This window comes from Bifidobacterium callitrichos (genome assembly GCF_008698085.1).
GTDB classification, from domain to species: Bacteria; Actinomycetota; Actinomycetes; order Actinomycetales; family Bifidobacteriaceae; genus Bifidobacterium; species Bifidobacterium callitrichos.
In genome coordinates this window covers 639,752-662,302 of record NZ_RZJP01000001.1, presented here as the reverse complement: position 1 = coordinate 662,302, position 22,551 = coordinate 639,752, and the positions used below count along the sequence as shown (strand labels likewise).

Sequence of the window (22,551 nt, the reverse complement as noted above, 5' to 3'; positions counted from 1 at the left end):
GGCGCGGAGGCGGTCCGGCCGCCACTGTCAGACTGTGCCGGTATCCTGAAGCGGTTGTAAAGACCCCAAACCGTTCATACCAGAAGGTGCATTGTGGCTCAGTCCAAACTTGATGAAGTCGTATCCCTCGCGAAGCGTCGCGGTTTCGTGTTCCCCGCCGGCGAGATCTACGGCGGAACCCGTTCCGCATGGGACTACGGTCCGCTCGGTGTCGCCCTGAAGGACAACATCAAGCGCGAATGGTGGCGTTCGATGGTCGTCACCCGTCCCGACGTCGTCGGCGTCGACACGTCCATCATCCTGCCGACCCCGGTGTGGGTCGCCTCCGGCCACGTCGCCGTGTTCAACGACCCGCTGGTCGAGTGCCTCAACTGCCACAAGCGCAACCGCGCCGACAAGCTCCAGGAGAGCTACGCCGAGAAGCACGGCGACAAGCTGCCTGAGAACGGCATGGCCGACATCGTGTGCCCCGACTGCGGCACCCGCGGCAAGTGGACCGAGCCGCGCGACTTCAACATGATGCTGCGCACGCACCTCGGCCCGGTCGAGGACGAGAACAGCCTGCATTACCTGCGCCCGGAGACCGCGCAGGGCATCTTCGTCGACTTCAAGAACGTGATGACCTCCTCGCGCTCCAAGCCGCCGTTCGGCATCGCCAACATGGGCAAGTCCTTCCGTAACGAGATCACGCCCGGCAACTTCATCTTCCGCACCCGTGAGTTCGAGCAGATGGAGATGGAGTTCTTCGTCGAGCCCGGCACCGACGAGGAATGGCACCAGTACTGGATCGACGCCCGCACCCAGTGGTACCTGGACCTCGGCGTCAAGCCGGAGAACCTGCGCCACTACGAGCACCCGAAGGAGAAGCTGGCCCACTACTCCAAGCGCACCGTCGACATCGAGTACAAGTTCGGCTTCCAGGGCTCCGACTGGGGCGAGCTCGAGGGCGTGGCCAACCGCACCGACTTCGACCTGTCCGCGCACGCCAAGCACTCCGGCGAGGACCTGAGCTACTTCAACCAGGCCACCGGCGAGAAGTACATCCCGTACGTCATCGAGCCGGCCGCGGGACTCACCCGCTCCCTGATGTGCTTCCTCGTCGACGCCTACGACGTGGACGAGGCCCCGAACACCAAGGGCGGCGTCGACAAGCGCACCGTCCTGCGCCTCGACCCGCGTCTCGCGCCGGTCAAGGCCGCCGTCCTGCCGCTTTCGAAGAAGCCCGAGCTGCAGACCGTCGCCCAGGACCTGGCCGCCGACCTGCGCCAGCACGAGTGGATGATCGACTACGACGAGGCCGGCGCCATCGGCCGCCGCTACCGCCGCGAGGACGAGATCGGCACCCCGCTGTGCATCACCGTCGACTTCGACACCCTCGAGGATCACGCCGTCACCATCCGCGACCGCGACACGATGAACCAGGAGCGCGTCTCGCTGGACAAGGTCGCCGAGTACGTCGACTCCCGCATCGGCGAGCATCGCACCCGCGTGCCGATGAAGCCCGTCGCCATGGGCGGCGAGGCATGGCCCGACTCCGTGAAGATCAACGAGGCCGGCGGTCTGTACTGAGTTGACAGCCAACAGCGAAACCGTCATCGACGAGCGCGGCGACTCCCTCACGGGGGAGGATCCGCGCTCGCCGCGTCATACCGCCGCGCTCGACGCACCCGCACCGGTCATCAGGCCGGTCCGTCTCGGGCCGATCGACGTGCCCACCCCGGTCGTGCTCTCACCGATGGCCGGCGTCACCAACTGGCCGTTCCGCGTGCTGTGCGAGGAGTACGGCCCCGACGGCCTGTACGTGGCCGAGATGATCACCGCCCGCGCGCTCGTCGCCCGCAACCCCAAGGCCCTGCGCCTGTGCCGGTTCGCGCCCACCGAGCGCGTGCGCTCGCTGCAGCTGTACGGCGTGAACCCGGCGATCGTCGAACAGGCCGCGCGGATCGTCGTCGACGAGCACATGGCCGACCACGTCGACCTCAACTTCGGATGCCCGGTGCCCAAGGTCACACGTCGTGGCGGCGGCTCCGCCCTGCCGTGGAAGACCGACATCTTCACCGAGCTCATCCGACGCGTCGTCAAGGTGTGCGAGCCGGCGAACATCCCGGTCACCGCGAAGATCCGCGTCGGCATCGACCATGATCACGAGACGTTCCTCGAGGCCGGGCGCATCGCCCAGGAGGAGGGCTGCGCCGCCGTGACCCTCCACGCGCGCACCACCGCCGAATACTACGGAGGCCACTCGGACTGGAGCCGCATCGGCGAGCTCAAGGAGCATCTGACGATCCCCGTGTTCGGCAACGGCGACATCTGGGGCGCCGACGACGCCCTCGCGATGATCGCCGAGACCGGCTGCGACGGCGTGGCCATCGGCCGCGGATGCCAGGGGCGCCCGTGGCTGTTCGCCGACATCAGGCACGCGTTCGAGGGCTCCGACGAGCGGTTCAACCCGACCCTTGGCGAGGTGTGCCGCGTGATCGCACGCCACGCACGCCTGCTCGTCGAGTTCTACGACGGCGACGAGCGCATGGCCGTGCATGACCTGCGCAAACACATCGCCTGGTATCTGAAGGGCTTCCCGGTCGGCGGGTCCACGCGCAAGGCGTTCATGGAATGCGAGAGTCTCGAGGATGTGGACCGTGAGATCGGCCGGCTCGACCCGACGGTCGAGTTCCCGCCCCGTGTGGTCGACAAGCCGCGCGGCCGCGTGCGCTTCGCCAAGAAGGTCCACCTGCCCTACGGCTGGCTCGAGTCGCGCACCACCAGCCACGAGGAGCGCGAGACCCTCTTCGGCGACGACCCGATGGACGCCAGTTACTAAGCTATAAATGTGCGCTACACGCGCGAAAATATCACACAATACGGCGTGGCCCTGCGCTAGTCTAGGGTGTAACCGTGAAGTGACAGGAGCACAACGTGAGCGAGATCGCCCAGAACGAGGAGTTGAACGACAGGACCAACATCAAGGTCGTCGGCGTAGGCGGTGCCGGTGGCAACGCCGTCAACCGCATGATCGCCGAGGGCTTGCAGAATGTCGAATTCATCGCAGTGAACACCGATGCCAAGGATCTGCTGCGCTCCGACGCCGATGTGAAGATCTCCCTGTCCGATCAGTCCAGCCGCGGCCTGGGAGCGGGCGCCGACCCCGAGAAGGGTGCCAAGGCCGCTCAGGACCACCAGTCCGACATCGAGGAGGCCGTCAAGGGCGCCGACATGGTCTTCGTCACCTGCGGCGAGGGCGGTGGCACCGGTACCGGCGCCAGCCCGATCGTCGCACGTGCAGCCCACCAGCAGGGCGCGCTGACCATCGCCGTGGTCACCCGTCCGTTCTCGTTCGAGGGTCCGCAGCGCTCCGCCTCCGCCGAACTCGGCATCGACAACCTGCGTCAGGAGGTCGACGCCCTCATCGTCATCCCGAACGATCGACTGCTGGAGCTGTCCGACCGTTCGATCACGATCATGGACGCCTTCAAGACCGCCGATTCCGCACTGCTCTCCGGCGTGCAGGGCATCACCGATCTGATCACTTCCAACTCCTACATCCACGTCGACTTCTCCGACGTCACCGCGATTCTGCGTGGCGCCGGCACCGCGCTGTTCGGCATCGGCTCCGCACGGGGCGAGGACCGCGCCACCCAGGCCGCCGAGCTGGCCATCAGCTCCCCGCTGCTCGAGGAGAGCATCGAAGGCGCCCACGGTGCGCTCATCAACGTCGCAGGCCCGACCGACATCGGTCTGCAGGAGGCCTCCGCCGCCGTCGAACTGGTGCGCAAGGCCATCCACCCGGAGGCCCAGATCATCTGGGGTCTCGCGCTCGACGACGCCTATGGCGACGAGGTGCGCGTCACCGTCATCGCCGCCGGCTTCGACACCGCCAAGCAGGCGGCGGCCAATGCCGCCGCCGCGGGCATGCCCGTCGTGCCACAGCGCGCCGCCGCCCCGGCGGCCCAGCAGCCCGCCCGACAGACTCCGGCCGCCCAGCCGCAGCAGCAGACCGCTCCGGCCGACAATCCGGCTCCGGCACAGACCCAGAACCCGGCCCCGCAGGCGACCCCGGTCGCCCCGGCCCAGCCGGCTGTGACGCAGACCGGTCAGATCCCGGTCCAGCAGCCGGTCGCCCCGGCCCAGCCGCAGCAGGTGCCGCCGAGCACGTCGCCGTTCACCTTCGCGCCGGCCCCCGGCTACCCGCAGCAGCCGTACCCGCAGTACCCGCAGACCACGTACACGCCGGATGCGAACGATCCGGGTGATCTGGACATCCCCGACTTCCTGCGCTGAAACCACCACGGACGAGACTGACTAAAGAAAGGATTGAGGCATGGCTGGATTCATGAAGAACGCGATGTCCTATCTGGGCATGTCGGACGTGGCTGAGGACGATGACGATTTCGACGTCGCCGACGAGCCCGATACTCCGGTCTCCGCCGCGACGTCCGCGCCGGCGTTCGACTCGGATCGCGTGGTCACGCCGATGCCGGCGGCCAAGCCGGCCCAGTCCGGCCCCACGCTGTCCTCCGGCTCCACCACGCGTACGGCGAGTCCGTTCCAGAATCGCATGAACCGCATCACCACCATCCATCCGAAGTCCTATGAGGACGCGCAGATGGTCGGTCGTGCGATCCGCGACGGCGTGCCCGTCGTGCTCAATCTCACTGGCGTGCCCGAGGCCGTGGCCTACCGCATCGTCGACTTCTCCGCCGGCGTGGTGTTCGGCGTGCATGGTTCGATGGAGCGCGTCACCCCGCGCGTGTTTCTCCTGAGCCCCTCCCAGGTGAACATCAAGGTGGAGGAGCCCATCACCGCCAACAGCGCCCACGATCTGTTCACCGAATGATCGGCGACTAGGACGGGCGTCCATATCGGACGGACACGTTCATCGAAACGGGATCGGACCTTTACGCTCCGGTCCCGTTTCGCGTAAGCGGACATGATCCGGCTCACATCCAGTCCGTTCACAGCGAACGTTGCACGAACATTCCATGAGGCTTGATACGGTGTCGTATATGCTTTTCATCATCCTGATGCGTCTGCTCGACGGTCTTATCGACGCCTACATCACCGTGCTGTTCATCCGCATGATCCTCGACTGGGTCGCGATGCTGTCCCCGATGTGGCGTCCGCGTGGCTTCGTCTACACGATCATCGACATCATCTATCGGATCACCGATCCGCCGCTCAACTGGCTGCGACGCTACATCCCGCCGCTCAGGCTCGGTCCGGTGGCGCTCGACCTGAGCTTCATCGTCCTGTACTTCCTGCTGGTGGTGCTGCGCGTGCTGATCTGATCGGGCCGCGTGCGAGGATATCGGGTGATATCGGGGGTATGTCGGCGTTTGCCCCCGATATTTCACGGGATATGCCCGCAATCTTTTCGTAAAAGCCACGAAAACTCCATAAAGGCTCATGTCCGTGGTAAGGTCGTATCTGATACCAACGTAAGCGAGGCACAGCCCCAAAGCGAGGTGTAAGATTTATGGCTCTGTTGACGCCGAAAGACATCAGGGAGCGCACGTTCCAGACGGTGCGTTTCAAGGAAGGATATGACGTCGACGAGGTCGACGATTTCCTTGACCAGGTCACTGAAACCGTCGAAGCGCTCGGCAAGCAGGCCGTTGCGGGCGGTCAGGCGACTCAGTCGTTGGGTCCGGACGTTACCGCACTCAACAAGAAGATCTCCGATCTCAACGCTCAGGTTCAGCAGCTGCAGGATGAGAACAAGCAGCTGAAGGATGCAATGCAGCAGGGGGCCGGCAAGGGAGATCAGAACGCCCAGGTCGTGGCCGCCAAGCTGTCCGAGGCCGAGGAGTCCAACCGTGCGCTGACCTCCCAGAACGAGCAGCTCAAGGCGCAGACCGATCAGCTCAACGCTCAGATCGACCAGCTGACCGCACAGGTCGCGCAGGCCTCCGGCAACCAGGATGCCGTCGCGCAGCAGATCGCCGCCATCCAGAAGGAGCGCGACCAGTTCCGCTCCCAGAACGAGGATCTGTCCCGTCAGGTGGCCGCCTTCCAGCAGCAGGCCGCCGGCGTGCAGCAGCAGGCGCAGCAGATCGCCAACCTGACCCGCCAGCTCGAGGAATCCAAGCAGCGCGAGAACCAGCTGCGCGAGCAGGTCTCCAAGGTCGAGCCGAGCACCGAAACCGGCTCCCTGCAGAAGATCGCCGGCGCCGCAGCCGGTGCGGGCACCGAGCCCGAGCGCGCCACCGCCATGCTGACCCTGGCCATGCAGCTGCACGACCAGTACGTCGACAAGGGCAAGGCCAAGGCGAAGGAGATCTCCGAGAAGAGCCAGCGCGACTACAACGACCTCATCGGCAAGGCCAACGACTACAACGATCGCACCCGCACCGAGGCCGACGACTACAACAAGCGCGTCCACTCCGAGGCCGACGCCTACTCCGACCGCACCCGCTCCGAGGCCGACGCCTACTCCGTCAAGACCCGTCAGGATGCCGACACCTACCTCACCGAGAAGCACAACGAGGCCGATCAGTACGAGGCCGAGGTTCAGCGCCGCGCCGCCGACTACGACAAGAAGGTTCGTGCGGACGCCGTCGCGTACGACAAGAAGCTGCGCGCCGAGTCCGACGGTTACAGCAAGAAGACCCGTGCCGCCGCCGACGACTACGCCGATCAGGTGCGCACCAACCTCACCAATGAGTCCAAGCTCATCGAGGGCAACATCCAGGGTCTCAAGCAGTTCGAAGCCGAATACCGTGCCCGCCTGACCGACTTCCTCGGCCAGCTGGTCAATCAGGTCTCGGATACGAACAACTACAGCCGAACCGAGCAGTCCGGCGAGTGATTTCGGACTGAATCCGCTCTATGGAAACGATTCGAAAGGGACGGCTGCGCATACGCGTGGCCGTCTTTGCTTGTGTCGCCGTCGTCGCGCTGATCGTCGACCAGCTCACCAAACTGTGGGCGTTGGACGTGCTCGGCGACGGTCGTACGATTCCCGTCATTCCCGGTCTGCTGTCGTTCACGCTGGTGCGTAACCCGGGTGCCTCCCTCGGCTTCGGTTCGGGATCCACATGGATGATCTCGCTGCTCGCGATAGTCGCATGCATCGCACTGATCGTCGTGACCGTGCGCACCATCTCCATGGCATGGACCACCGCGTTCGCGTTCGCGTTCGCCGGCGCCTTCGGCAATCTCATCGACCGCGTCGTCTATGCCGACGGGTTCCTCAACGGCAAGGTCGTCGACTTCCTCAACTACGGCTGGTCCGTCGGCAACGTGGCGGATGTGTATCTGGTCATCGCCGGCGTCGTCATCGTCGCGATGATCCTCGCGAACGTGCCGTTCAGCCAGAAGGACCTCGACGAGAAGCGGGGTGCGAGCGAGAAGGGCAGTGCGGCATGAGCCGTCTTGTCCCAGCCCCCGACGCGCTGGTCGGCAGGCGCTTCGACGTCGCGGTGGCGAAGATGTTGGGCGTCTCCCGCTCCAAGGCCGCCGAACTCATCGATTCCGGTCAGGCGCGCGTGCTCGACCGCAGCATCGCCAAGTCGGGCACGCTGCAGTCCGGTGAGACAGTGGAATTCGATCTCGCCGAAGAGCAGCAGACCCCCGAACCGATAGCCGATGACATGGCCGTCGTCTACGAGGATGATGACGTGGTGGTGGTCGACAAGCCGGTCGGCGTCGCCGCCCACGCCTCCGTCGGATGGACAGGCCCCACCGTGCTCGGCTCGCTGCGCGATCGCGGCGTGCACATCACCTCGTATGGCGCCGCCGGGCGCGAGGGCATCGTCTCCCGTCTCGACGTCGGCACATCCGGCTTGATGCTCGTATGCAAATCCGATCTGGCATACGTGGAGATGCGCCGTCAGTTCGCCGAACATGAGGTCGTCAAGACCTATCATGCGCTCGTGCAGGGCTCCCTCAAACAGGACAAGGCCACCATCGAGGCGCCGATCGGACGAGCGAAGGTGTCCGACTTCCGCTTCTGCGTGACGCCCGCCGGCAAACCTGCCGTCACGCACTGGGATGTGATGGAGCGATTCGGGGGAGAGGCGACGCTGGTGTCGGTCAACCTCGAGACCGGCCGTACGCATCAGATCCGCGTGCACTTCTCCTCGATCGGGCATCCGCTCGTCGGCGACCACATGTACGGCGCGAACCCGGTGCTGGCCGAGGAGGTCGGCCTCGACCGCCAGTGGCTGCACGCGATGCAGCTCGAGTTCCGCCACCCGCGCACCCGCGTGTGGACGACCGTCACCTCGCAATACCCGGCCGATCTCGACCACGCGCTGGAGGTCATGCGCGCCCGCCACAAGAACGACGACGTGGTGGCCGCCGACTGACCTGCCGGGCGGGCCCGGCGGTATGCTGGAACGCATGGCTGATTCGGGAAACTTCGTTCATCTGCATAACCACACGCACTACTCGCTGCTCGATGGGGCGTCCAAGATCCCGGATCTGGCGAAGTATACGGCTGAACTGGGTATGCCGGCGGTCGCCATTACGGATCATGGCAACATGCATGGCGCGTATGAGATGTATACGAACTGTGTGGCCAATGGTGTCAAGCCGATCATCGGGATCGAGGCGTATGTGACGCCGGAGACGGCGCGTCAGGACAAGTCGCGCGTGCATTGGGGTACCGAGGAGCAGCGCAGTGATGACGTTTCCGGTGGCGGTCTGATCACGCACATGACGATGTGGGCGGAGAACGATGAGGGTCTGGTGAATCTCATCAAGGCGTCGTCGGTGGCGAACCTCGAGGGTCGTGTGCAGCGTTATCCGCGTATGGACAAGGAGGTGCTCGCGACCTATTCGAGGGGTGTGATCGCGTCGTCGGGTTGTCCGTCGGGCATTATCCAGACGAGGCTGCGTTTGGGTCAGTTCGATGAGGCGTTGCGTGCGGCGGGGGAGTTTCAGGATATCTTCGGGCGTGACAATTTCTATATCGAGCTGATGGATCATGGTCTGAGGATCGAGAGGCAGGTGACGTCGGGTCTGCTGGACATCGCCAGGCGGCTGAACGCGCCGTTGTTGGCCACGAACGATTCGCATTACGTGCATGCGGAGGACGCGGAGGCGCAGGATGCGATGCTGTGCATCAACTCGGGTTCGCATCTGGATGATCCGAACCGGTTCAAGTTCGATGGCACGGGCTATTACATCAAGCCCGCGGAGGAGATGCGTGAGTTGTTCCGGGAGTTTCCGGAGGCGTGTGATAACACGTTGGAGATCGCGGAGCGGTGCAACGTGATCTTCGATGATCACGAGGACGGCGCGTTCATGCCGCAGTTCGACTGTCCGGAGGGGTGGGACGAGGCGAGTCTGTTCCTCAGGAAGGTGGAGGAGGGTCTGGAGCGTCGGTATGACGGCAATGTGCCGGAGCATGTGTCCCGTCAGGCGGATTACGAGTGTGGTGTGATCTGTCAGATGCAGTTCTGCGGTTACTTCCTGGTGGTGGCGGATTACATCCAGTGGGCGAAGGATCACGGGATCATGGTGGGTCCGGGTCGTGGTTCTGCTGCGGGGTCGATGGTGGCGTATGCGATGGGCATCACGGAGCTGGATCCGTTGAAGCATGGTCTGATCTTCGAGAGGTTCCTGAATCCGGAGCGTGTGAGCTTGCCGGATATTGATGTGGACTTCGACCCGGAGGGTCGTCTGCATGTGATCGACTACTGCGGTGAGAAGTACGGGCGTGACAAGGTCGCGCAGTGCGTGATCTACGGTGTGATCAAGACGAAGCAGGCGTTGAAGGATTCGGCTCGCATCATGGGCTACGAGTTCGCGATGGGCACGAAGGTCACCGAGGCGCTGCCCCCGTCGAAGAACGGCAAGGACGCGAGCCTCAAGGAGATCTTCGATCCGACGTCGAAGCGGTATGCGGAGGCGCGTGAGTTCCGTGAACTCTACGAGTCGGATCATGACGTGCACATGGTCGTCGACAAGGCGAAGACGATCGAGGGTCTGATTCGTCAGACGGGTGTGCATGCGTGTGCGACGATCATGGGTAGCGAGCCGATCACGGATACGTCGCCCCTGTTGGAGCGTACGGATGGCACGGTGACGACCACGTTCGAGTATCACACGTGCGAGACGCTGGGCTTGGTGAAGATGGACTTCCTGGGGTTGTCCAACCTGACGATCATCCAGGACACGCTTCGGAACATCGAGGCGAACGGCAAGCCCGCGATCGACTACACGAAGATCCCGCTGGATGACAGGGCCACGTACGAGCTGCTGTCGCGTGGTGACACGCTGGGCGTGTTCCAGTTGGATTCCGACGGCATGCGCAGCCTGCTCAAGATGTTGAAGCCGGATAACTTCAACGACATCTCGGCATTGATCGCGCTGTATCGTCCGGGCCCGATGTCGATGGAGTCGCATATCAACTACGCCAAGCGCAAGAACGGGTTGCAGCGGATCACGCCGATCCATCCGGAGCTGGACGAGCCGCTTCGTCAGGTGCTTGACGAGACGTATGGTCTGATCATCTACCAGGAGCAGGTGCAGTCGGCGGCGCGTATCCTGGCGGGGTACTCGCTGGGCAAGGCCGACGTGCTGCGGCGTGCGATGGGCAAGAAGAAGCCGGAGGTGCTGGCCAAGGAGAAGATCCCGTTCTTCGCGGGCATGAAGGAGCACGGCTATTCCGAGGAGGCGTCGCAGGCCGTGTGGGACGTGCTGGTCCCGTTCTCCGGGTATGCGTTCAACAAGGCGCATTCGGCCGCGTATGGTTTGATCTCGTATTGGACCGCGTACTTGAAGACGCATTATCCGGTGGAGTTCATGGCGGCCCTCCTGCAGGGCGCGAAGGGCAACAAGGACAAGACCGCGTTGTATTTGGGTGAGGCGCGGCGCATGGGCATCCAGGTGCTGTCGCCGGACGTCAACGAGTCGCAGTTCGCGTATTCGGCCGTGGGTGACGTGGTGCGCTTCGGCTTGGGTGCGATCCGTAACGTGGGCGAGAAGCCGGTGGCCGACATCATCGCGGAACGTTCCGGCGGTCATGGCCGGTATGTGAACTTCATGGACTTCATCCGCCGCGTGCCCCTGACCGCGCTCAACAAGCGCCTCGTCGAGTCCCTGATCAAGGCGGGCGCGTTCGATTCCATCGACCCCAACCGTCGCGCGCTCTACGAAATCCACGAAGCCGCCATCGATTCGGTCGTCAGCCTCAAACGCAAGCAGGCCGAGGGCCAGTTCGACCTGTTCTCCGACGACGAGGACGGTGGCGCCGAGGCGATGGGTGACGCGTCCATCACCGTGCCCGACGTGGAGGAGTGGGACAAGAAGACCAAGCTCAACTTCGAACGCGAGATGCTCGGCCTGTACGTCTCCGACCATCCGCTTTCCGGCATGTCCGCCGTGCTGGCGGGTCTGCGCGAGATGTCGATCGCGCATCTCATCGACCGTGCTCGCACCATGGGCGACGGCCAGCAGGTCACCCTCGCCGGACTCGTCACCAACGTGGACCGCCGCGTCTCCAAGAAGGGCAACGCGTGGGCGATCGTCACCATCGAGGATCTGGAAAGCTCCATCCAATGCCTGTTCTTCGGCAAGGTGTACGAAGCCGCTGCAACCGAACTCACCGTCGACCAGATCGTCCAGATCCGCGGGCAGGTCGAACTGCGCGACGAGACCGTCTCGCTGCGCGCCACCGAAATGCAGGTGCCGTCATTGGAGGCGGAGGATGAACGCCCATTGGTCATCACCCTGCCCGAAGTGGCGGTCGACCGGCCGCACATGATGAAGCTCGGACAGGTGCTCACCAACCATCCGGGATACTGTGAGGTCAGACTCGCGATCATGAACGAGAAGGGCGACGCCGAGGTCATGACCTTCGGCGACCGGTTCCGCGTCAAACGCGATACCTCGCTCTTCGCCGAACTCAAGATCCTGTTCGGACCTCGGTGCCTGCCCGCCGCGTGAAAGCTCACACGTGTAGGATAAGGCGGTGAAGGACGGTCCGGGGCAGACCCTCCCGGACCGGCAGGCTGGCCGGTTACGCATCGGCGCACAATCGTCGCACAGGTTGGGAGGACTTGTCATGACACTTGGGGAAGCAGCACTTGAATCGCCGGAACTCACGTTGAACGACGCGAATCACACCGTCATTCCGCAGATCGGATTCGGCGTCTTCCAGATTCCGCCCGAGGACACGCAGCGGGCCGTCGAGGACGCGCTCGCGATCGGCTACCGTCACATCGACACGGCCGCCGCCTACTACAACGAGAAGGAGGTCGGCGAGGCGCTCAAGGCCACCGGCATGACCGGCAAGGTCTGGGTCACCACCAAGCTGCGCAACTGCGACCAGGGACGTGAACCCGCACGCATCGCCCTCGAACGCTCGCTCGACAAGCTCGGCCTCGACCACGTCGACATGTACCTGATCCACTGGCCGTTCGCCGCCGTCGACCTGTACCGCGAGACGTGGCGCTCGCTGCTCGACCTGCGCGACGCCGGACTCATCCGCGTGCCGGGCGTCAGCAACTTCCTGCCCGAGCATCTTGAGGCCATCATCGATGACTCCGGCGCGGCCCCGGCAGTCAACCAGATCGAGGTGCACCCGCGGTTCAGCCAGCCGGCGAACATCGCCTATTGCAAGGACCATGGCATCACCGTGGAGGCGTACAGCCCGCTCGGCCACGGTTCCGACATGAACGCGGAACCGGTGCTCGCCGCCGCGCAGGCGCATCAGGTCACGCCCGCCCAGGTCGTGTTGCGCTGGCACACGCAGGAGGGACGCGTCGTCATCCCGAAGTCCAAGCACCCCGACCGCATGCGTCAGAACCTTGCCGCGGCGTCGTTCGATCTCACCGACGCCGAACTGGCGGCCATCGACGCGCTCGACACACCCGAAGGACGCGTGAGCGCGGATCCGGCCACGTTCGTCCAATCGCAGTCGTGGGCCAACCAGCACTCGCGCGGCAACATCTAGTCCTCTGTTAGGTCGCCGCCGTTATGTGACGATGCACGACACACTCAAGGCACCCGGCCTCGCAGCATAGCTGCTCGCTTCGCCTATGTGCAATCCACTGGATTGCACATGTTAACGGCTCAGCAGCCAAGCCTATGGTCGTGCATCGTCACATAACGGCGGCTCGGATAGTGACGAACTCACGTTCGCGCGCTGCTGACTGAGAATCCTGATTAAGCGCCCGATCACCAGGGTTTGGTGGTTTGATTCTGGTCGGCCTTCTTGCTGGGGGTCTGCTGGGTGGAGGTGCTGGTGTCGGTGGACTGCTGGTTGGATCTGAGCAGCTGCTCCACCTGAGCCCTCTGCTGATCGGTGAGTGCCGGGCCGTTGGAGGAGTTGTCCTGGTTGTTCGTGGCGGCGCCTGTATCGTCGGAGCCACTGCCGGAGCCGTTCGTTCCGTTGCCGGACGAGGACGACCCCTGCTGCTCGGCGAGACGCCGCTCGATCAATGCGGTGAGCTGACGGGAGATCTCGGTGTTCGTCCTTAATGACGACCGCACGTTCGGCAGCAGCGCGGCTTCGAGCGTGGCGGCCTCCCTGAACTGGGCGTCGGTCTGCTGCTGACTCGCCTTGAGCGTGGCGAGATCGGCGTCTTCCTTGTCCGCGGCCTTGATGTTGCGCGTCAGAGTGGCGGTCGCCTGATTGAACTGGCCGACCGCCACGAGGTTCGTCAGAGCGAGACCGGCCGTGACCAGGGCTGCCACGGCCACGACGATGAGCAGGATGCGCACGGGCAGTGCTGCCCGAGGACTCGCCGTGCGTGCGGCGTTCGTGACGCGCATATCGGTTTCGCTGGTCATATCAGCCTCCTCGACAGTACGATCTGTGCGCCGGCCTCCCATGCCAGCAGCAGAGCCATCACGATCGCCAACGGCCATACGACGGGCGTCGTACGGGTGCGGGACTTGGCCGTGGACGTGATCTTCCACTGGGTGGATGCCTTGGCCGACAGCCCGTCCTTCATGGTTTTGGCGGCGGAGACGGGCAGATACGATCCGCCCATCTCGTCGGCGATGTCCTTGAGGTTGCCTTCGTCCATCTTCGAGATGCCGGGCTGTCCGGTATCGGGGTCCGTCACCCACTGCTGATCGGACTGCCCGTTGGAGTTCTGTGCGCTCACACCATCGGCGATTCGCGGGATCCTGCCGCCCTGCGTCGATCCGACGCCCACGGTGAACGCGTCGGTCAGATAGCTGCGTAGCGTCGAGAACGTGCGTCGCGTACGCGCGGAGGTCTGCTCGCCGTCGGTGATCATATACAGTACGATCGCATCATCGGGATGCAGATCGCGCATCTGCTTCAACGTGGAGACCAACGAGTCGAGCGGCGCATCGAGCGACGAACCGCTCGACACGCTCGTCGCCTCGGGAGCGAGCGTCGCGGCCCAGTTGCGGATCGCCGGCGCATCCGGGGTGAGCGGTACGTCAAGCGTGCCGGACGCCCCGAACCGCATTGCGGCGAAACTCGCATCCGCATACAGGTTCGTCAGATCGTCCACGGCCCTGCGCGCCGCATCCAGACGCGTGATCGTCTCATCGGAACCGTATTTCGCGTCCGAGACGGCCATCGAACCGGTCACATCGACCGCCACGACCACATCGGTGGCGTTCACCGCACGCGACGTGGTCGACGAGACGACGCTCGGCGTGAGCATCATCAGCGCCGCGATCAGACAGACGAGCGTGCGCCTGACGCACGAGCCTACCGTCTCGTCGCCGGCACGACCACGTGCATGCCGTACGATCTCGACGACGGCGAGCATGATCATCAGCGTCGCGATCGCACCGCCCGCAAGCCAGCCGAGCGCGGGGGAGAGGGTCAGCGACGTCAGTGCATTCAACGGATTCGTCATCGCTTCAACCTCCAGACGGTGATCAGCCACAGGCCGAGCGCGATGCTCAGGGCCAGCGTCCACCACTTCGGATCGTCGACGACGGCGGCCTGATGGGCCTGACGTTCCTGCGTCTCGCGTCTGCCGTCGATGTCACGCACCAGTTCGTCCACGCTCGACCCGTTCGCCTGGGTCAGGAAGACGCCGTCATGCGCCTCGATGAGCTGCCTCATGCGCGTGGTCGTGTTCTCGCCCTCGCTGGCACGGGGGCCGGAGAACAGGCCGTCTACGGTGATCCCCGCCTGCGAGGTCAGATCCAGCGCCTGCTCGAGCGTATACGTGGGCGTACCGGACACCACGTTATCGGTGGCGAGCACGATCGAGGCGGCGCGGCTGCGCTTCGCCGATGCGCCGGCGGAGTTGGACGAACCGGTGGAACCGTAGGTGAATCCGGGCAGCATCGCGGCGCAGGAGACGACGCCATCGCCGATCAGCGACGTCGTGTCCTTGCGGTTCTGCGTGCCCTCAAGCCAATCGGAGATTCTCTGATAGTCGGAGTCGCTCATCTTGTCGATATCATCCTGCGATTCGACGCCCTTGAGAATGTCCGACGACTCCCTGAGCTGTCTGGAGACCAGATCGTAGTCGTCGGTCAGCGGAAAGACCGTACGCGAGGTCGAGTTGAAGATGCTCATCCCGATGCGCTCGCCCTGGAAGCGTGAGACGAGGTCACGATACGTGTCGATCACCTGACGGTCGTACGGCAGCGTCGATCCGGACACGTCGAGACACAGGACGATGTCACGGCTTGCGGAACGCTCCTGACTGCTGTCCACCGTCGACGGACGCGCGGCCAGCGTGACCGAGAGCAGTGCGGCCGCTGCCAGCAGCGCCATCGCGGCGCGGTTGAGCCAGCGCCACCTACGGAACAGGCGCGAGGCGAACTCGGTGTTGAGATCGTCATCCAACGAGAACACCCGTGCCGCATCGGATTCGTCACGCCCCCGGCGCGACAGCGCGATCGTCAGGATGATGATCGCCGCGACGACGGCCACGCCTACCAGTGCGGCCCACGGCCATTGCCAGGACAGTTGCATCAGCGAGACCACCTTTCCACCAGATTCGACACCCATCCGGCGGCCTCCTCCACACTCGCCTCCCGGGCGGGTCCGTTGACCGCGCTATCCGCGAACTCCGGCGGGTACAGCGCCGAAATCGTCAGACGCAGCATATCGAGTCCTTGCTTCGTCGACGACGTGCGCGGTTCGCGACGGATGTCGGCGAGCGTATGCGACTTGAGATCACGTCCCGACGCCTCGGACGCATAGTCGCGGGCGATGGACGCCAGTTCGGCGAACGCCTCGCCGCGCTCCAACGCTCCGGCCTGATGGCGCGACACCACATCGTCGATACGCCGATGCCAACGGCGACGATCCTGCGCATCGGCGTGCGCGCCACGCTGACGCGCCGCGGCGCGCACCCTTCTGGGACGGGACAGCAGCACCGCGCCCACGACCAGTGCGATCGCGGCCAGCACGCAGGCGACGGCGACGGCGACGAGCGGCGTCGTCAGATCGATCGGACCGACGGGAGTACCCATAGAAAGAGGTTTCACGGCCGCGAAGACGAACGAACGCATGATCACGCCTCACCTCCCGACATCGACAGCGAGCCGCCGACCGCCGGATCGCGCGCAACGAGACGGACGCCGGAAGTGCCGGCCAGCGAGCGGGAGACCAACGCGACGAACGCGTCGAACATCGCCTCGCTGGAACCGGCATGGATCAGATGCCCTCCCACACGCGAGAGCTCATGCTCCAGCGAAGCCGCCAGAAACGCGCGATGCGTATCCACCTGTTCGGCCGCACGCGCGTCGACGAAGAACGCGGGCAGCCGTCTGCCGCCGAGCCCATCGAACACATGCGTTCCGGCCGCCACGGCGAACGGATTGACCGTCGCCACATCGATGAGCACCACCGGATGCGTGCGGGCGATGAGCCGGATCGACTTGATATGCCGTTCGACCAACGCCTGCTCGTCGGTGGCGATCACCACCAGCGCACGGCGATCCTTGATGCGCCGCGCGTAGTCGAGCAGTGCATCGATATTGCGACCATGACGCCACCTGCGGTTCAACGCGCCGTCCAGCGTGCGCTCGAACTGGGCGAACCCGCCGTTGAACGGCACTCGCGTGATGCTCGCCGCATCGCCGAACACCAGCGAGATGTCATCCGAACGGCGCAGCGACAACGCGGCGAACATGCGCAGCGCATTCGCCGCCACCTCATACGCGCGTTCCCCCGACTCGCATGAACCGGTCATCTCCAGACCGACATCAAGCAGCATCCACACGCGCGACGTGACCAGACGCTCACGATACACCACCATCGGCCGGCCCATGCGGGCGCTGGTCTTCCATTCGATGAGACGCGCCTCGTCACCGGGCTCGTAGGCACGCACATCCATCAACTCGTCCGAGCCGCCCGCACGCCGAGAGGAATGCTCGCCCTCGATCACGCCCAGCGCCTTACGGACGGTGGGCATCGTCAGCTGCGTGCCCAACGCCTCGATCCTGGCCCTGATCGGATCGTCGATCATGGAACGGGGACCGCCTGGACGATGCGATCAACCACCTGATCGGCGTTCACGCCATCCGCCAGCGCCTCGAACGTCAGCAGCACGCGATGGCGCAGAATCTCACGCATGTGCGCCTTGAGATCCTCCGGCACCACGTAATCGCGGCCTGACAGCAGCGCGCTCGCCTGACCGATGCGGACCAGCGCGATGGAGGCGCGCGGCGAGGCGCCAAGCCTGACCAGCGACCCCAGACCCTGCACCGGATGCGAGCCGGCACCTCGGGAGGTCGCCGTCACATCGGCCGCATAACGCATGATCGCATCGGAGACATGCACGCGTCGGGCGGCATCGCGCAGGAACTCCACGTCACGGATCGACAGGCGCTCGGCGGTCAGCTGCGTGGGATCGAACACATCCGAGCCGCGACGGGTGAGCAGCGCCAGCATGCGCGTCTCCTCGTCCGGCGTCGGATAGGTCATCATCGCCTTCATCATGAAACGATCCATCTGCGCCTCGGGCAGCGTGAACGTGCCCTCCTCCTCGATCGGATTCTGCGTGGCGATCACCATGAACGGCTTCGGCAGCGCGATACGCTGGCCGCCGATCGTGGTCGCGCCCTCGGCCATCGCCTCGAGCATCGCCGACTGCGTCTTCGCGTTCGAGCGGTTGATCTCGTCGAGCAGCACGAAATTGGCGTGGATCGGACCGATCTGCGTGGTGAACTTCTGCGTGGCGAAATCGAAGACCTGCGTGCCGACCAGATCGGACGGCATGAGATCGGGCGTGCACTGCACGCGCTTGAACGTGCCGGAGACCGACGTCGCCAGCGTCTGTGCGGCGGTGGTCTTCGCCAGACCGGGCACGGATTCGATGAGGATATGGCCGCCGGCAACCAGTGTGAGGATCAGCGATTCACGCAGATTGTCCTGACCGACCAGCGTCTGCGCGAACCGTGAGCGGATGCGATCGGCAAGCGCCTTCGAGCGCGCGACATCATCGGCGCTCAGCGCGCTCGCCGACGCGGAGACCGGCGTCGGCGGCATCAGAGGCGATTGCGTAGGCTGCAGGGGCGTCTGCGGTTTGGGAGGGAAAAATGCCATGCGCTCCACTGTAACTAGGTGCGGTGACCGGGATCAGGGCAGCTGCCAGTTGACGGGGTCGGCGCCCATGGCGATGAGGGCCTGATTGGCCCGGGAGAAGGGGTGGGAGCCGAAGAAGCCGCGTGAGGCGGACAGTGGGCTTGGATGTGGGGATTTGATGATGACGGCGTTGGTCAGCAGAGGTTCCAGCGTCTGCGCATTGCGGCCCCACAGGATCGCGACCAGCGGACGCGGCTTGCCCGTCTGCGGATCGACGCGCGCGTTCAGGGCTCTGATCGCCGCCTCGGTGACCTGTTCCCAGCCCTTGCCCTGATGCGAGTTCGGACGGCCCACGCCGACCGTCAGACACCTGTTGAGCAGCAGCACGCCGCGTTCGGTCCATGGGGTCAGATCGCCGTTGCTTGGCATCGGCACCCCCAGATCGGAGACCAGCTCCTTATATATATTGATCAGGCTCTTGGGCAGCGGGCTGACGTCCGGGGCGACGCAGAAGCTCAGTCCCACCGGGTGCCCCGGAGTCGGGTAGGGGTCCTGACCGACGATCAGCACCTTGATCGAATCGAAGGGGATCGTGAACGCCCGGAGGATGTTATGGCTTGCGGGCAGCCAATGGCGTCCCGCGCGATTCTCCTCGCGCAGAAAATCTCCCATGTGGTGGATCGCCGGTTCGACATCCGCCAATGCGGCGGCCCAACCGGGTTCGACGAGTTCACTCAACGGTTTGACGCTCATGATGGTCTACTCTACGCGCTCCATGCGCCGTACACGAACGTGCACATCCGGTGGCGGCACGGGCGCATCATTGCGTATGGGGATGCGCTGACGTTACACTCTTGGATAGTTCACATGGATGGAGGAATGAGCAGTATGGCGAAGCGAGATCGAAAGCGGGACAACGGCGAATCCTATGAGCCGGACGTCTTCGACAATCCGCCGTCGGGCCCTGCCGGCGTCCATCGCGGCAACACATCCCTAGCCTCACGCCTGGTGCCGTTCGCGATCGTCGTGCTGGTGGCGGCGCTGTGCGGATTCGCCGCATGGGGATTCTTCTCCGGCGAAGTGAACAACATCACATGGCCGTGGTCCTCGCATTCCACCACGCAGAGCGCGGCCGACGCGTCGAGCGAGTCGAAGTCGTCGTCCTCCGACTCCACGGACTCCTCCGATTCATCCGATTCCTCGAAGTCCGACTCCTCGGCGTCAAAGGATTCGTCCTCTGATTCGTCCTCGAAGCAGGATTCCTCCGATCAGCAGACGAGCGATGCGCAGGCCCAGCAGGATGAGGCCGCCAAGCAGCAGGCGGCGCAGCAGCAGGCCGAGGCGGCCGCCCAGCCGAACAAGGCGACCGAGGTGCGGGTCGTCAACGGCACCAGAACCTCCGGATACGCCACCTCCCGGAAGAACACGCTCAATGCGGCCGGCTATACGAATGTCGTGGCCGCCAACCCGAGCGGCAGCCTGCCGAGCTCCACCGTGGTGTGGTACCAGTCCGAGTCGGACAAGGCCACGGCCGAGAACGTGGCCAGTACGCTGGGCATCTCCAATGTGCAGCAGGCGTCCGGCATCTCCGCCGCGATCGTGGTGGTGCTGATGAACTGAAATCCCATGAATCAGTTCCATGCGTGGAACCCGCCTTGTTGTTGTTTTGGGTCGCGTCTATACTGGCCCTTTAGTCGCGAGGCGGGGGGAGCGCGGTGTTGTGGTTGTATGTCCCTCCGTGTCGGGAGAGATATAGAGCTCACACAGCTAAGGGAAGTGCAAACATGGCGCAAGGAACCGTAAAGTTTTTCAGTAACGGCAAGGGGTATGGCTTCATCACGCCGGAAGGCGGAGGTGAGGACGTGTTCGTCCACTACTCGGTTATTCAGGGCGAGGGATTCAAGACTCTGGACGAGGGAGACAAGGTCGAATACGAGGCCGAGAAGGGCCCCAAGGGAATGCAGGCCACGAAGGTCACCAAGCTGTGAAAATGTGACCGCGTGCGAGTACAAGGCATCGCCCGCATATAAGTGAAGAGTTCGTGAGGTTGAGGATTCGGACCCCTCAGGTTGCCCCGGTCAGTACGACGGGGCTTTTTTCATGCCTTTTTTCCATCTTTTCCCTCGGCTGTTTCATGCCCAAAGCGCAATCGCCGAAACGAATGTTGGCACTCGACGATGCAGAGTGCTAATGTCTGGGTTAGCACTCGGAGGTCGAGAGTGATAACCCGCAGCTGACGGCGGGAGGTTGCTCCGGACCGTACGGGTGAATAACCGGAACCGAATAAAGCCATTTGGAGGAACACAACCATGGCAAAGATCATCGCGTATGATGAGGAAGCCCGTCAGGGCATGCTGGAGGGCCTCGACAAGCTCGCCAACACCGTCAAGGTCACGCTGGGCCCGAAGGGCCGCAATGTCGTGCTCGACAAGACCTACGGCGCTCCGACCATCACCAACGATGGCGTCTCCATCGCCAAGGAGATCGATCTCGAGGATCCGTACGAGCGCATCGGCGCCGAGCTGGTCAAGGAAGTCGCCAAGAAGACCGACGACGTCGCCGGCGATGGCACCACCACCGCTACCGTGCTGGCCCAGTCCCTCGTGCACGAAGGCCTGAAGAACGTGGTCGCCGGTTCCAACCCGATCGCGCTGCGTCGCGGCATTGAGAAGGCCGCCGACGCCATCGTCAAGGAACTCATCGCCGCCGCCAAGGACGTCGAGACCAAGGACCAGATCGCCGCTACCGCGACCATCTCCGCCGCCGATCCGGAGGTCGGTGAGAAGATCGCCGAGGCTCTGGACAAGGTCGGTCAGGACGGCGTCGTGACCGTCGAGGACAACAACCGCTTCGGTCTGGATCTCGAGTTCACCGAGGGCATGCGCTTCGACAAGGGCTACATCGCCCCGTACTTCGTCACCAACGCCGACGACCAGACCGCCGTGCTCGAGGATCCGTACATTCTTCTGACCTCCGGCAAGGTCTCCAGCCAGCAGGACGTCGTTCACGTCGCCGAGCTGGTCATGAAGACTGGCAAGCCGCTGCTGATCATCGCCGAGGACGTCGACGGTGAGGCTCTGCCGACCCTGATCCTGAACAACATCCGCGGTACCTTCAAGTCCTGCGCCGTCAAGGCCCCGGGCTTCGGCGACCGTCGCAAGGCCATGCTGCAGGATATGGCCATCCTCACCGGCGCTCAGGTCGTCTCCGATGAGCTGGGCCTCAAGCTCGACTCCATCGACACCTCCGTGCTCGGCCACGCCAAGAAGGTCATCGTCTCCAAGGACGAGACCACCATCGTTCAGGGTGCCGGCTCCAAGGAGGACATCGACGCCCGCGTTTCCCAGATCCGCGCCGAGATCGAGAACACCGATTCCGACTATGATCGCGAGAAGCTGCAGGAGCGTCTGGCCAAGCTGGCCGGCGGTGTCGCCGTCATCAAGGTCGGCGCTGCCACCGAGGTCGAGGCCAAGGAGCGCAAGCACCGCATCGAGGACGCCGTGCGCAATGCGAAGGCCGCCATCGAGGAGGGTCTGCTGCCCGGCGGTGGCGTCGCCCTCGTTCAGGCTGCCGCCAAGGCCGAGAAGGATGAGTCCGTCACGTCTCTGACGGGCGAGGAGGCCACCGGTGCGGCCATCGTGTTCCGCGCCATCGAGGCCCCGATCAAGCAGATCGCCGAGAACTCCGGTGTGTCTGGCGACGTCGTGATCAACAAGGTCCGCTCGCTGCCGGAGGGTGAGGGCTTCAACGCCGCCACCAACACCTACGAGGATCTGCTGGCTGCCGGCGTCACCGACCCGGTGAAGGTCACCCGCTCCGCTCTGCAGAACGCCGCCTCCATCGCCGGTCTGTTCCTGACCACCGAGGCCGTCGTCGCCAACAAGCCGGAGCCGAAGGCCGCCGCCCCGGCCGCCGGTGCCGACATGGGCTACTGATCGTCACCCCAAGGATAGACGGACAGTTACGTAGACGAATAGTCTGACGCAAGGGTCCCGGTTCCCGCTCATGGGAACCGGGACCCTTGTTGTCGTTCATGGGTTCACGCGGTTCATGGGTGTGTATGAGTTCGACGTGCGTGTCGGTCATGCCGGACCGTTCCCCGGCCGGAAGGCGCTAATGTGGGA

At 64.3% G+C, this 22,551-nt stretch carries 20 protein-coding genes; 13 read left to right on the top strand and 7 right to left on the bottom strand.

Features of this window, described 5'->3' with window-relative positions:
- The first annotated feature begins 93 nt into the window (after positions 1–93).
- The 10 genes from EMB92_RS02920 (at position 94) to EMB92_RS02875 (ending at position 12,901) form a co-directional block, all read left to right on the top strand.
- On the top strand, positions 94–1,569 hold the full coding sequence (locus EMB92_RS02920) for a glycine--tRNA ligase (RefSeq protein WP_107044293.1): 1,476 nt from the start codon (positions 94–96) through the stop codon (positions 1,567–1,569).
- Position 1,570: 1 nt separating this feature from the next.
- Entirely contained in the window at positions 1,571–2,821 is a 1,251-nt protein-coding gene (gene dusB, locus EMB92_RS02915) for a tRNA dihydrouridine synthase DusB (protein WP_190973533.1), read from the top strand.
- 95 nt (positions 2,822–2,916) lie between these two features.
- Positions 2,917–4,278 carry a cell division protein FtsZ gene (gene ftsZ, locus EMB92_RS02910; RefSeq protein WP_150393708.1) on the top strand — a complete coding sequence of 454 codons (1,362 nt, stop codon included), beginning with the start codon at positions 2,917–2,919 and terminating at the stop codon, positions 4,276–4,278.
- A gap of 40 nt (positions 4,279–4,318) precedes the next feature.
- Positions 4,319–4,834, top strand: a complete 516-nt coding sequence (locus tag EMB92_RS02905) for a cell division protein SepF (RefSeq protein WP_043167168.1) — start codon at positions 4,319–4,321, stop codon at positions 4,832–4,834.
- 169 nt (positions 4,835–5,003) lie between these two features.
- The gene (locus tag EMB92_RS02900) at positions 5,004–5,285 is read left to right on the top strand and encodes a YggT family protein (RefSeq protein ID WP_043167171.1); all 282 of its coding nucleotides are present in this window, start codon (positions 5,004–5,006) and stop codon (positions 5,283–5,285) included.
- Positions 5,286–5,473: 188 nt separating this feature from the next.
- Positions 5,474–6,805 carry a DivIVA domain-containing protein gene (locus tag EMB92_RS02895; protein WP_140445113.1) on the top strand — a complete coding sequence of 444 codons (1,332 nt, stop codon included), beginning with the start codon at positions 5,474–5,476 and terminating at the stop codon, positions 6,803–6,805.
- Between the two features lie 20 nt (positions 6,806–6,825).
- Positions 6,826–7,365, top strand: coding sequence for a signal peptidase II (gene lspA / locus EMB92_RS02890; RefSeq protein ID WP_150393707.1), 540 nt, complete (start codon positions 6,826–6,828; stop codon positions 7,363–7,365).
- A complete protein-coding gene (locus EMB92_RS02885) occupies positions 7,362–8,306 on the top strand; it encodes an RluA family pseudouridine synthase (protein ID WP_043167176.1) in 945 nt (314 codons plus the stop codon). Before lspA ends, EMB92_RS02885 begins: the two co-directional genes overlap by 4 nt.
- A gap of 34 nt (positions 8,307–8,340) precedes the next feature.
- Positions 8,341–11,892, top strand: coding sequence for a DNA polymerase III subunit alpha (gene dnaE / locus EMB92_RS02880; RefSeq protein ID WP_190973532.1), 3,552 nt, complete (start codon positions 8,341–8,343; stop codon positions 11,890–11,892).
- A 118-nt stretch (positions 11,893–12,010) separates the two neighbouring features.
- Positions 12,011–12,901, top strand: coding sequence for an aldo/keto reductase (locus EMB92_RS02875; protein ID WP_150393705.1), 891 nt, complete (start codon positions 12,011–12,013; stop codon positions 12,899–12,901).
- A gap of 224 nt (positions 12,902–13,125) precedes the next feature.
- Here the strand turns inward: EMB92_RS02875 and EMB92_RS02870 are convergent, their stop codons facing one another.
- Genes EMB92_RS02870 through EMB92_RS02840 form a run of 7 tightly spaced genes read right to left on the bottom strand, consistent with a single transcriptional unit; the run spans position 13,126 to position 19,180 of the window.
- Complete coding sequence (locus tag EMB92_RS02870; protein ID WP_150393704.1) at positions 13,126–13,740, bottom strand: DUF6466 family protein; 615 nt, start codon at positions 13,738–13,740, stop codon at positions 13,126–13,128.
- Positions 13,737–14,771, bottom strand: coding sequence for a VWA domain-containing protein (locus tag EMB92_RS02865; protein WP_150393931.1), 1,035 nt, complete (start codon positions 14,769–14,771; stop codon positions 13,737–13,739). Before EMB92_RS02865 ends, EMB92_RS02870 begins: the two co-directional genes overlap by 4 nt.
- A gap of 17 nt (positions 14,772–14,788) precedes the next feature.
- Positions 14,789–15,868, bottom strand: a complete 1,080-nt coding sequence (locus EMB92_RS02860) for a vWA domain-containing protein (RefSeq protein WP_150393703.1) — start codon at positions 15,866–15,868, stop codon at positions 14,789–14,791.
- Positions 15,868–16,371: a hypothetical protein gene (locus tag EMB92_RS02855; RefSeq protein ID WP_223847530.1), complete on the bottom strand. Its 504-nt coding sequence runs from the start codon at positions 16,369–16,371 to the stop codon at positions 15,868–15,870. The genes EMB92_RS02860 and EMB92_RS02855 overlap by 1 nt, the downstream gene beginning before the upstream one ends.
- A 41-nt stretch (positions 16,372–16,412) precedes the next feature.
- Positions 16,413–17,369, bottom strand: a complete 957-nt coding sequence (locus EMB92_RS02850) for a DUF58 domain-containing protein (protein WP_150393701.1) — start codon at positions 17,367–17,369, stop codon at positions 16,413–16,415.
- Complete coding sequence (locus EMB92_RS02845) at positions 17,366–18,448, bottom strand: AAA family ATPase (protein WP_043167552.1); 1,083 nt, start codon at positions 18,446–18,448, stop codon at positions 17,366–17,368. Before EMB92_RS02845 ends, EMB92_RS02850 begins: the two co-directional genes overlap by 4 nt.
- A gap of 33 nt (positions 18,449–18,481) precedes the next feature.
- Positions 18,482–19,180: a uracil-DNA glycosylase gene (locus EMB92_RS02840; protein WP_043167549.1), complete on the bottom strand. Its 699-nt coding sequence runs from the start codon at positions 19,178–19,180 to the stop codon at positions 18,482–18,484.
- 135 nt (positions 19,181–19,315) lie between these two features.
- Here EMB92_RS02840 and EMB92_RS02835 point away from each other — a divergent pair, with 135 nt between their 5' ends.
- The 3 genes from EMB92_RS02835 to groL all read left to right on the top strand — a co-directional run bounded on the left by EMB92_RS02835 (position 19,316) and on the right by groL (position 22,362).
- Entirely contained in the window at positions 19,316–20,047 is a 732-nt protein-coding gene (locus EMB92_RS02835; protein ID WP_043167547.1) for a LytR C-terminal domain-containing protein, read from the top strand.
- 164 nt (positions 20,048–20,211) lie between these two features.
- On the top strand, positions 20,212–20,415 hold the full coding sequence (locus tag EMB92_RS02830) for a cold-shock protein (RefSeq protein WP_043167546.1): 204 nt from the start codon (positions 20,212–20,214) through the stop codon (positions 20,413–20,415).
- Positions 20,416–20,736: 321 nt separating this feature from the next.
- On the top strand, positions 20,737–22,362 hold the full coding sequence (groL, locus tag EMB92_RS02825; protein ID WP_043167545.1) for a chaperonin GroEL: 1,626 nt from the start codon (positions 20,737–20,739) through the stop codon (positions 22,360–22,362).
- Positions 22,363–22,551: the final 189 nt, after the last annotated feature.

Excerpts from the sequence above, each read along its gene's own strand:
- EMB92_RS02905 (WP_043167168.1), top strand. The coding sequence starts at position 4,319 with ATGGCTGGATTCATGAAGAACGCGATGTCCTATCTGGGCATGTCGGAC.
- EMB92_RS02900 (WP_043167171.1), top strand. The coding sequence starts at position 5,004 with ATGCTTTTCATCATCCTGATGCGTCTGCTCGACGGTCTTATCGACGCC.
- EMB92_RS02895 (WP_140445113.1), top strand. The coding sequence starts at position 5,474 with ATGGCTCTGTTGACGCCGAAAGACATCAGGGAGCGCACGTTCCAGACG.
- lspA (WP_150393707.1), top strand. The coding sequence starts at position 6,826 with ATGGAAACGATTCGAAAGGGACGGCTGCGCATACGCGTGGCCGTCTTT.
- EMB92_RS02885 (WP_043167176.1), top strand. The coding sequence starts at position 7,362 with ATGAGCCGTCTTGTCCCAGCCCCCGACGCGCTGGTCGGCAGGCGCTTC.
- dnaE (WP_190973532.1), top strand. The coding sequence starts at position 8,341 with ATGGCTGATTCGGGAAACTTCGTTCATCTGCATAACCACACGCACTAC.
- EMB92_RS02875 (WP_150393705.1), top strand. The coding sequence starts at position 12,011 with ATGACACTTGGGGAAGCAGCACTTGAATCGCCGGAACTCACGTTGAAC.
- EMB92_RS02870 (WP_150393704.1), bottom strand. The coding sequence starts at position 13,740 with ATGACCAGCGAAACCGATATGCGCGTCACGAACGCCGCACGCACGGCG.
- EMB92_RS02860 (WP_150393703.1), bottom strand. The coding sequence starts at position 15,868 with ATGCAACTGTCCTGGCAATGGCCGTGGGCCGCACTGGTAGGCGTGGCC.
- EMB92_RS02855 (WP_223847530.1), bottom strand. The coding sequence starts at position 16,371 with ATGGGTACTCCCGTCGGTCCGATCGATCTGACGACGCCGCTCGTCGCC.
- EMB92_RS02850 (WP_150393701.1), bottom strand. The coding sequence starts at position 17,369 with ATGATCGACGATCCGATCAGGGCCAGGATCGAGGCGTTGGGCACGCAG.
- EMB92_RS02845 (WP_043167552.1), bottom strand. The coding sequence starts at position 18,448 with ATGGCATTTTTCCCTCCCAAACCGCAGACGCCCCTGCAGCCTACGCAA.
- EMB92_RS02840 (WP_043167549.1), bottom strand. The coding sequence starts at position 19,180 with ATGAGCGTCAAACCGTTGAGTGAACTCGTCGAACCCGGTTGGGCCGCC.
- EMB92_RS02835 (WP_043167547.1), top strand. The coding sequence starts at position 19,316 with ATGGCGAAGCGAGATCGAAAGCGGGACAACGGCGAATCCTATGAGCCG.
- EMB92_RS02830 (WP_043167546.1), top strand. The coding sequence starts at position 20,212 with ATGGCGCAAGGAACCGTAAAGTTTTTCAGTAACGGCAAGGGGTATGGC.
- groL (WP_043167545.1), top strand. The coding sequence starts at position 20,737 with ATGGCAAAGATCATCGCGTATGATGAGGAAGCCCGTCAGGGCATGCTG.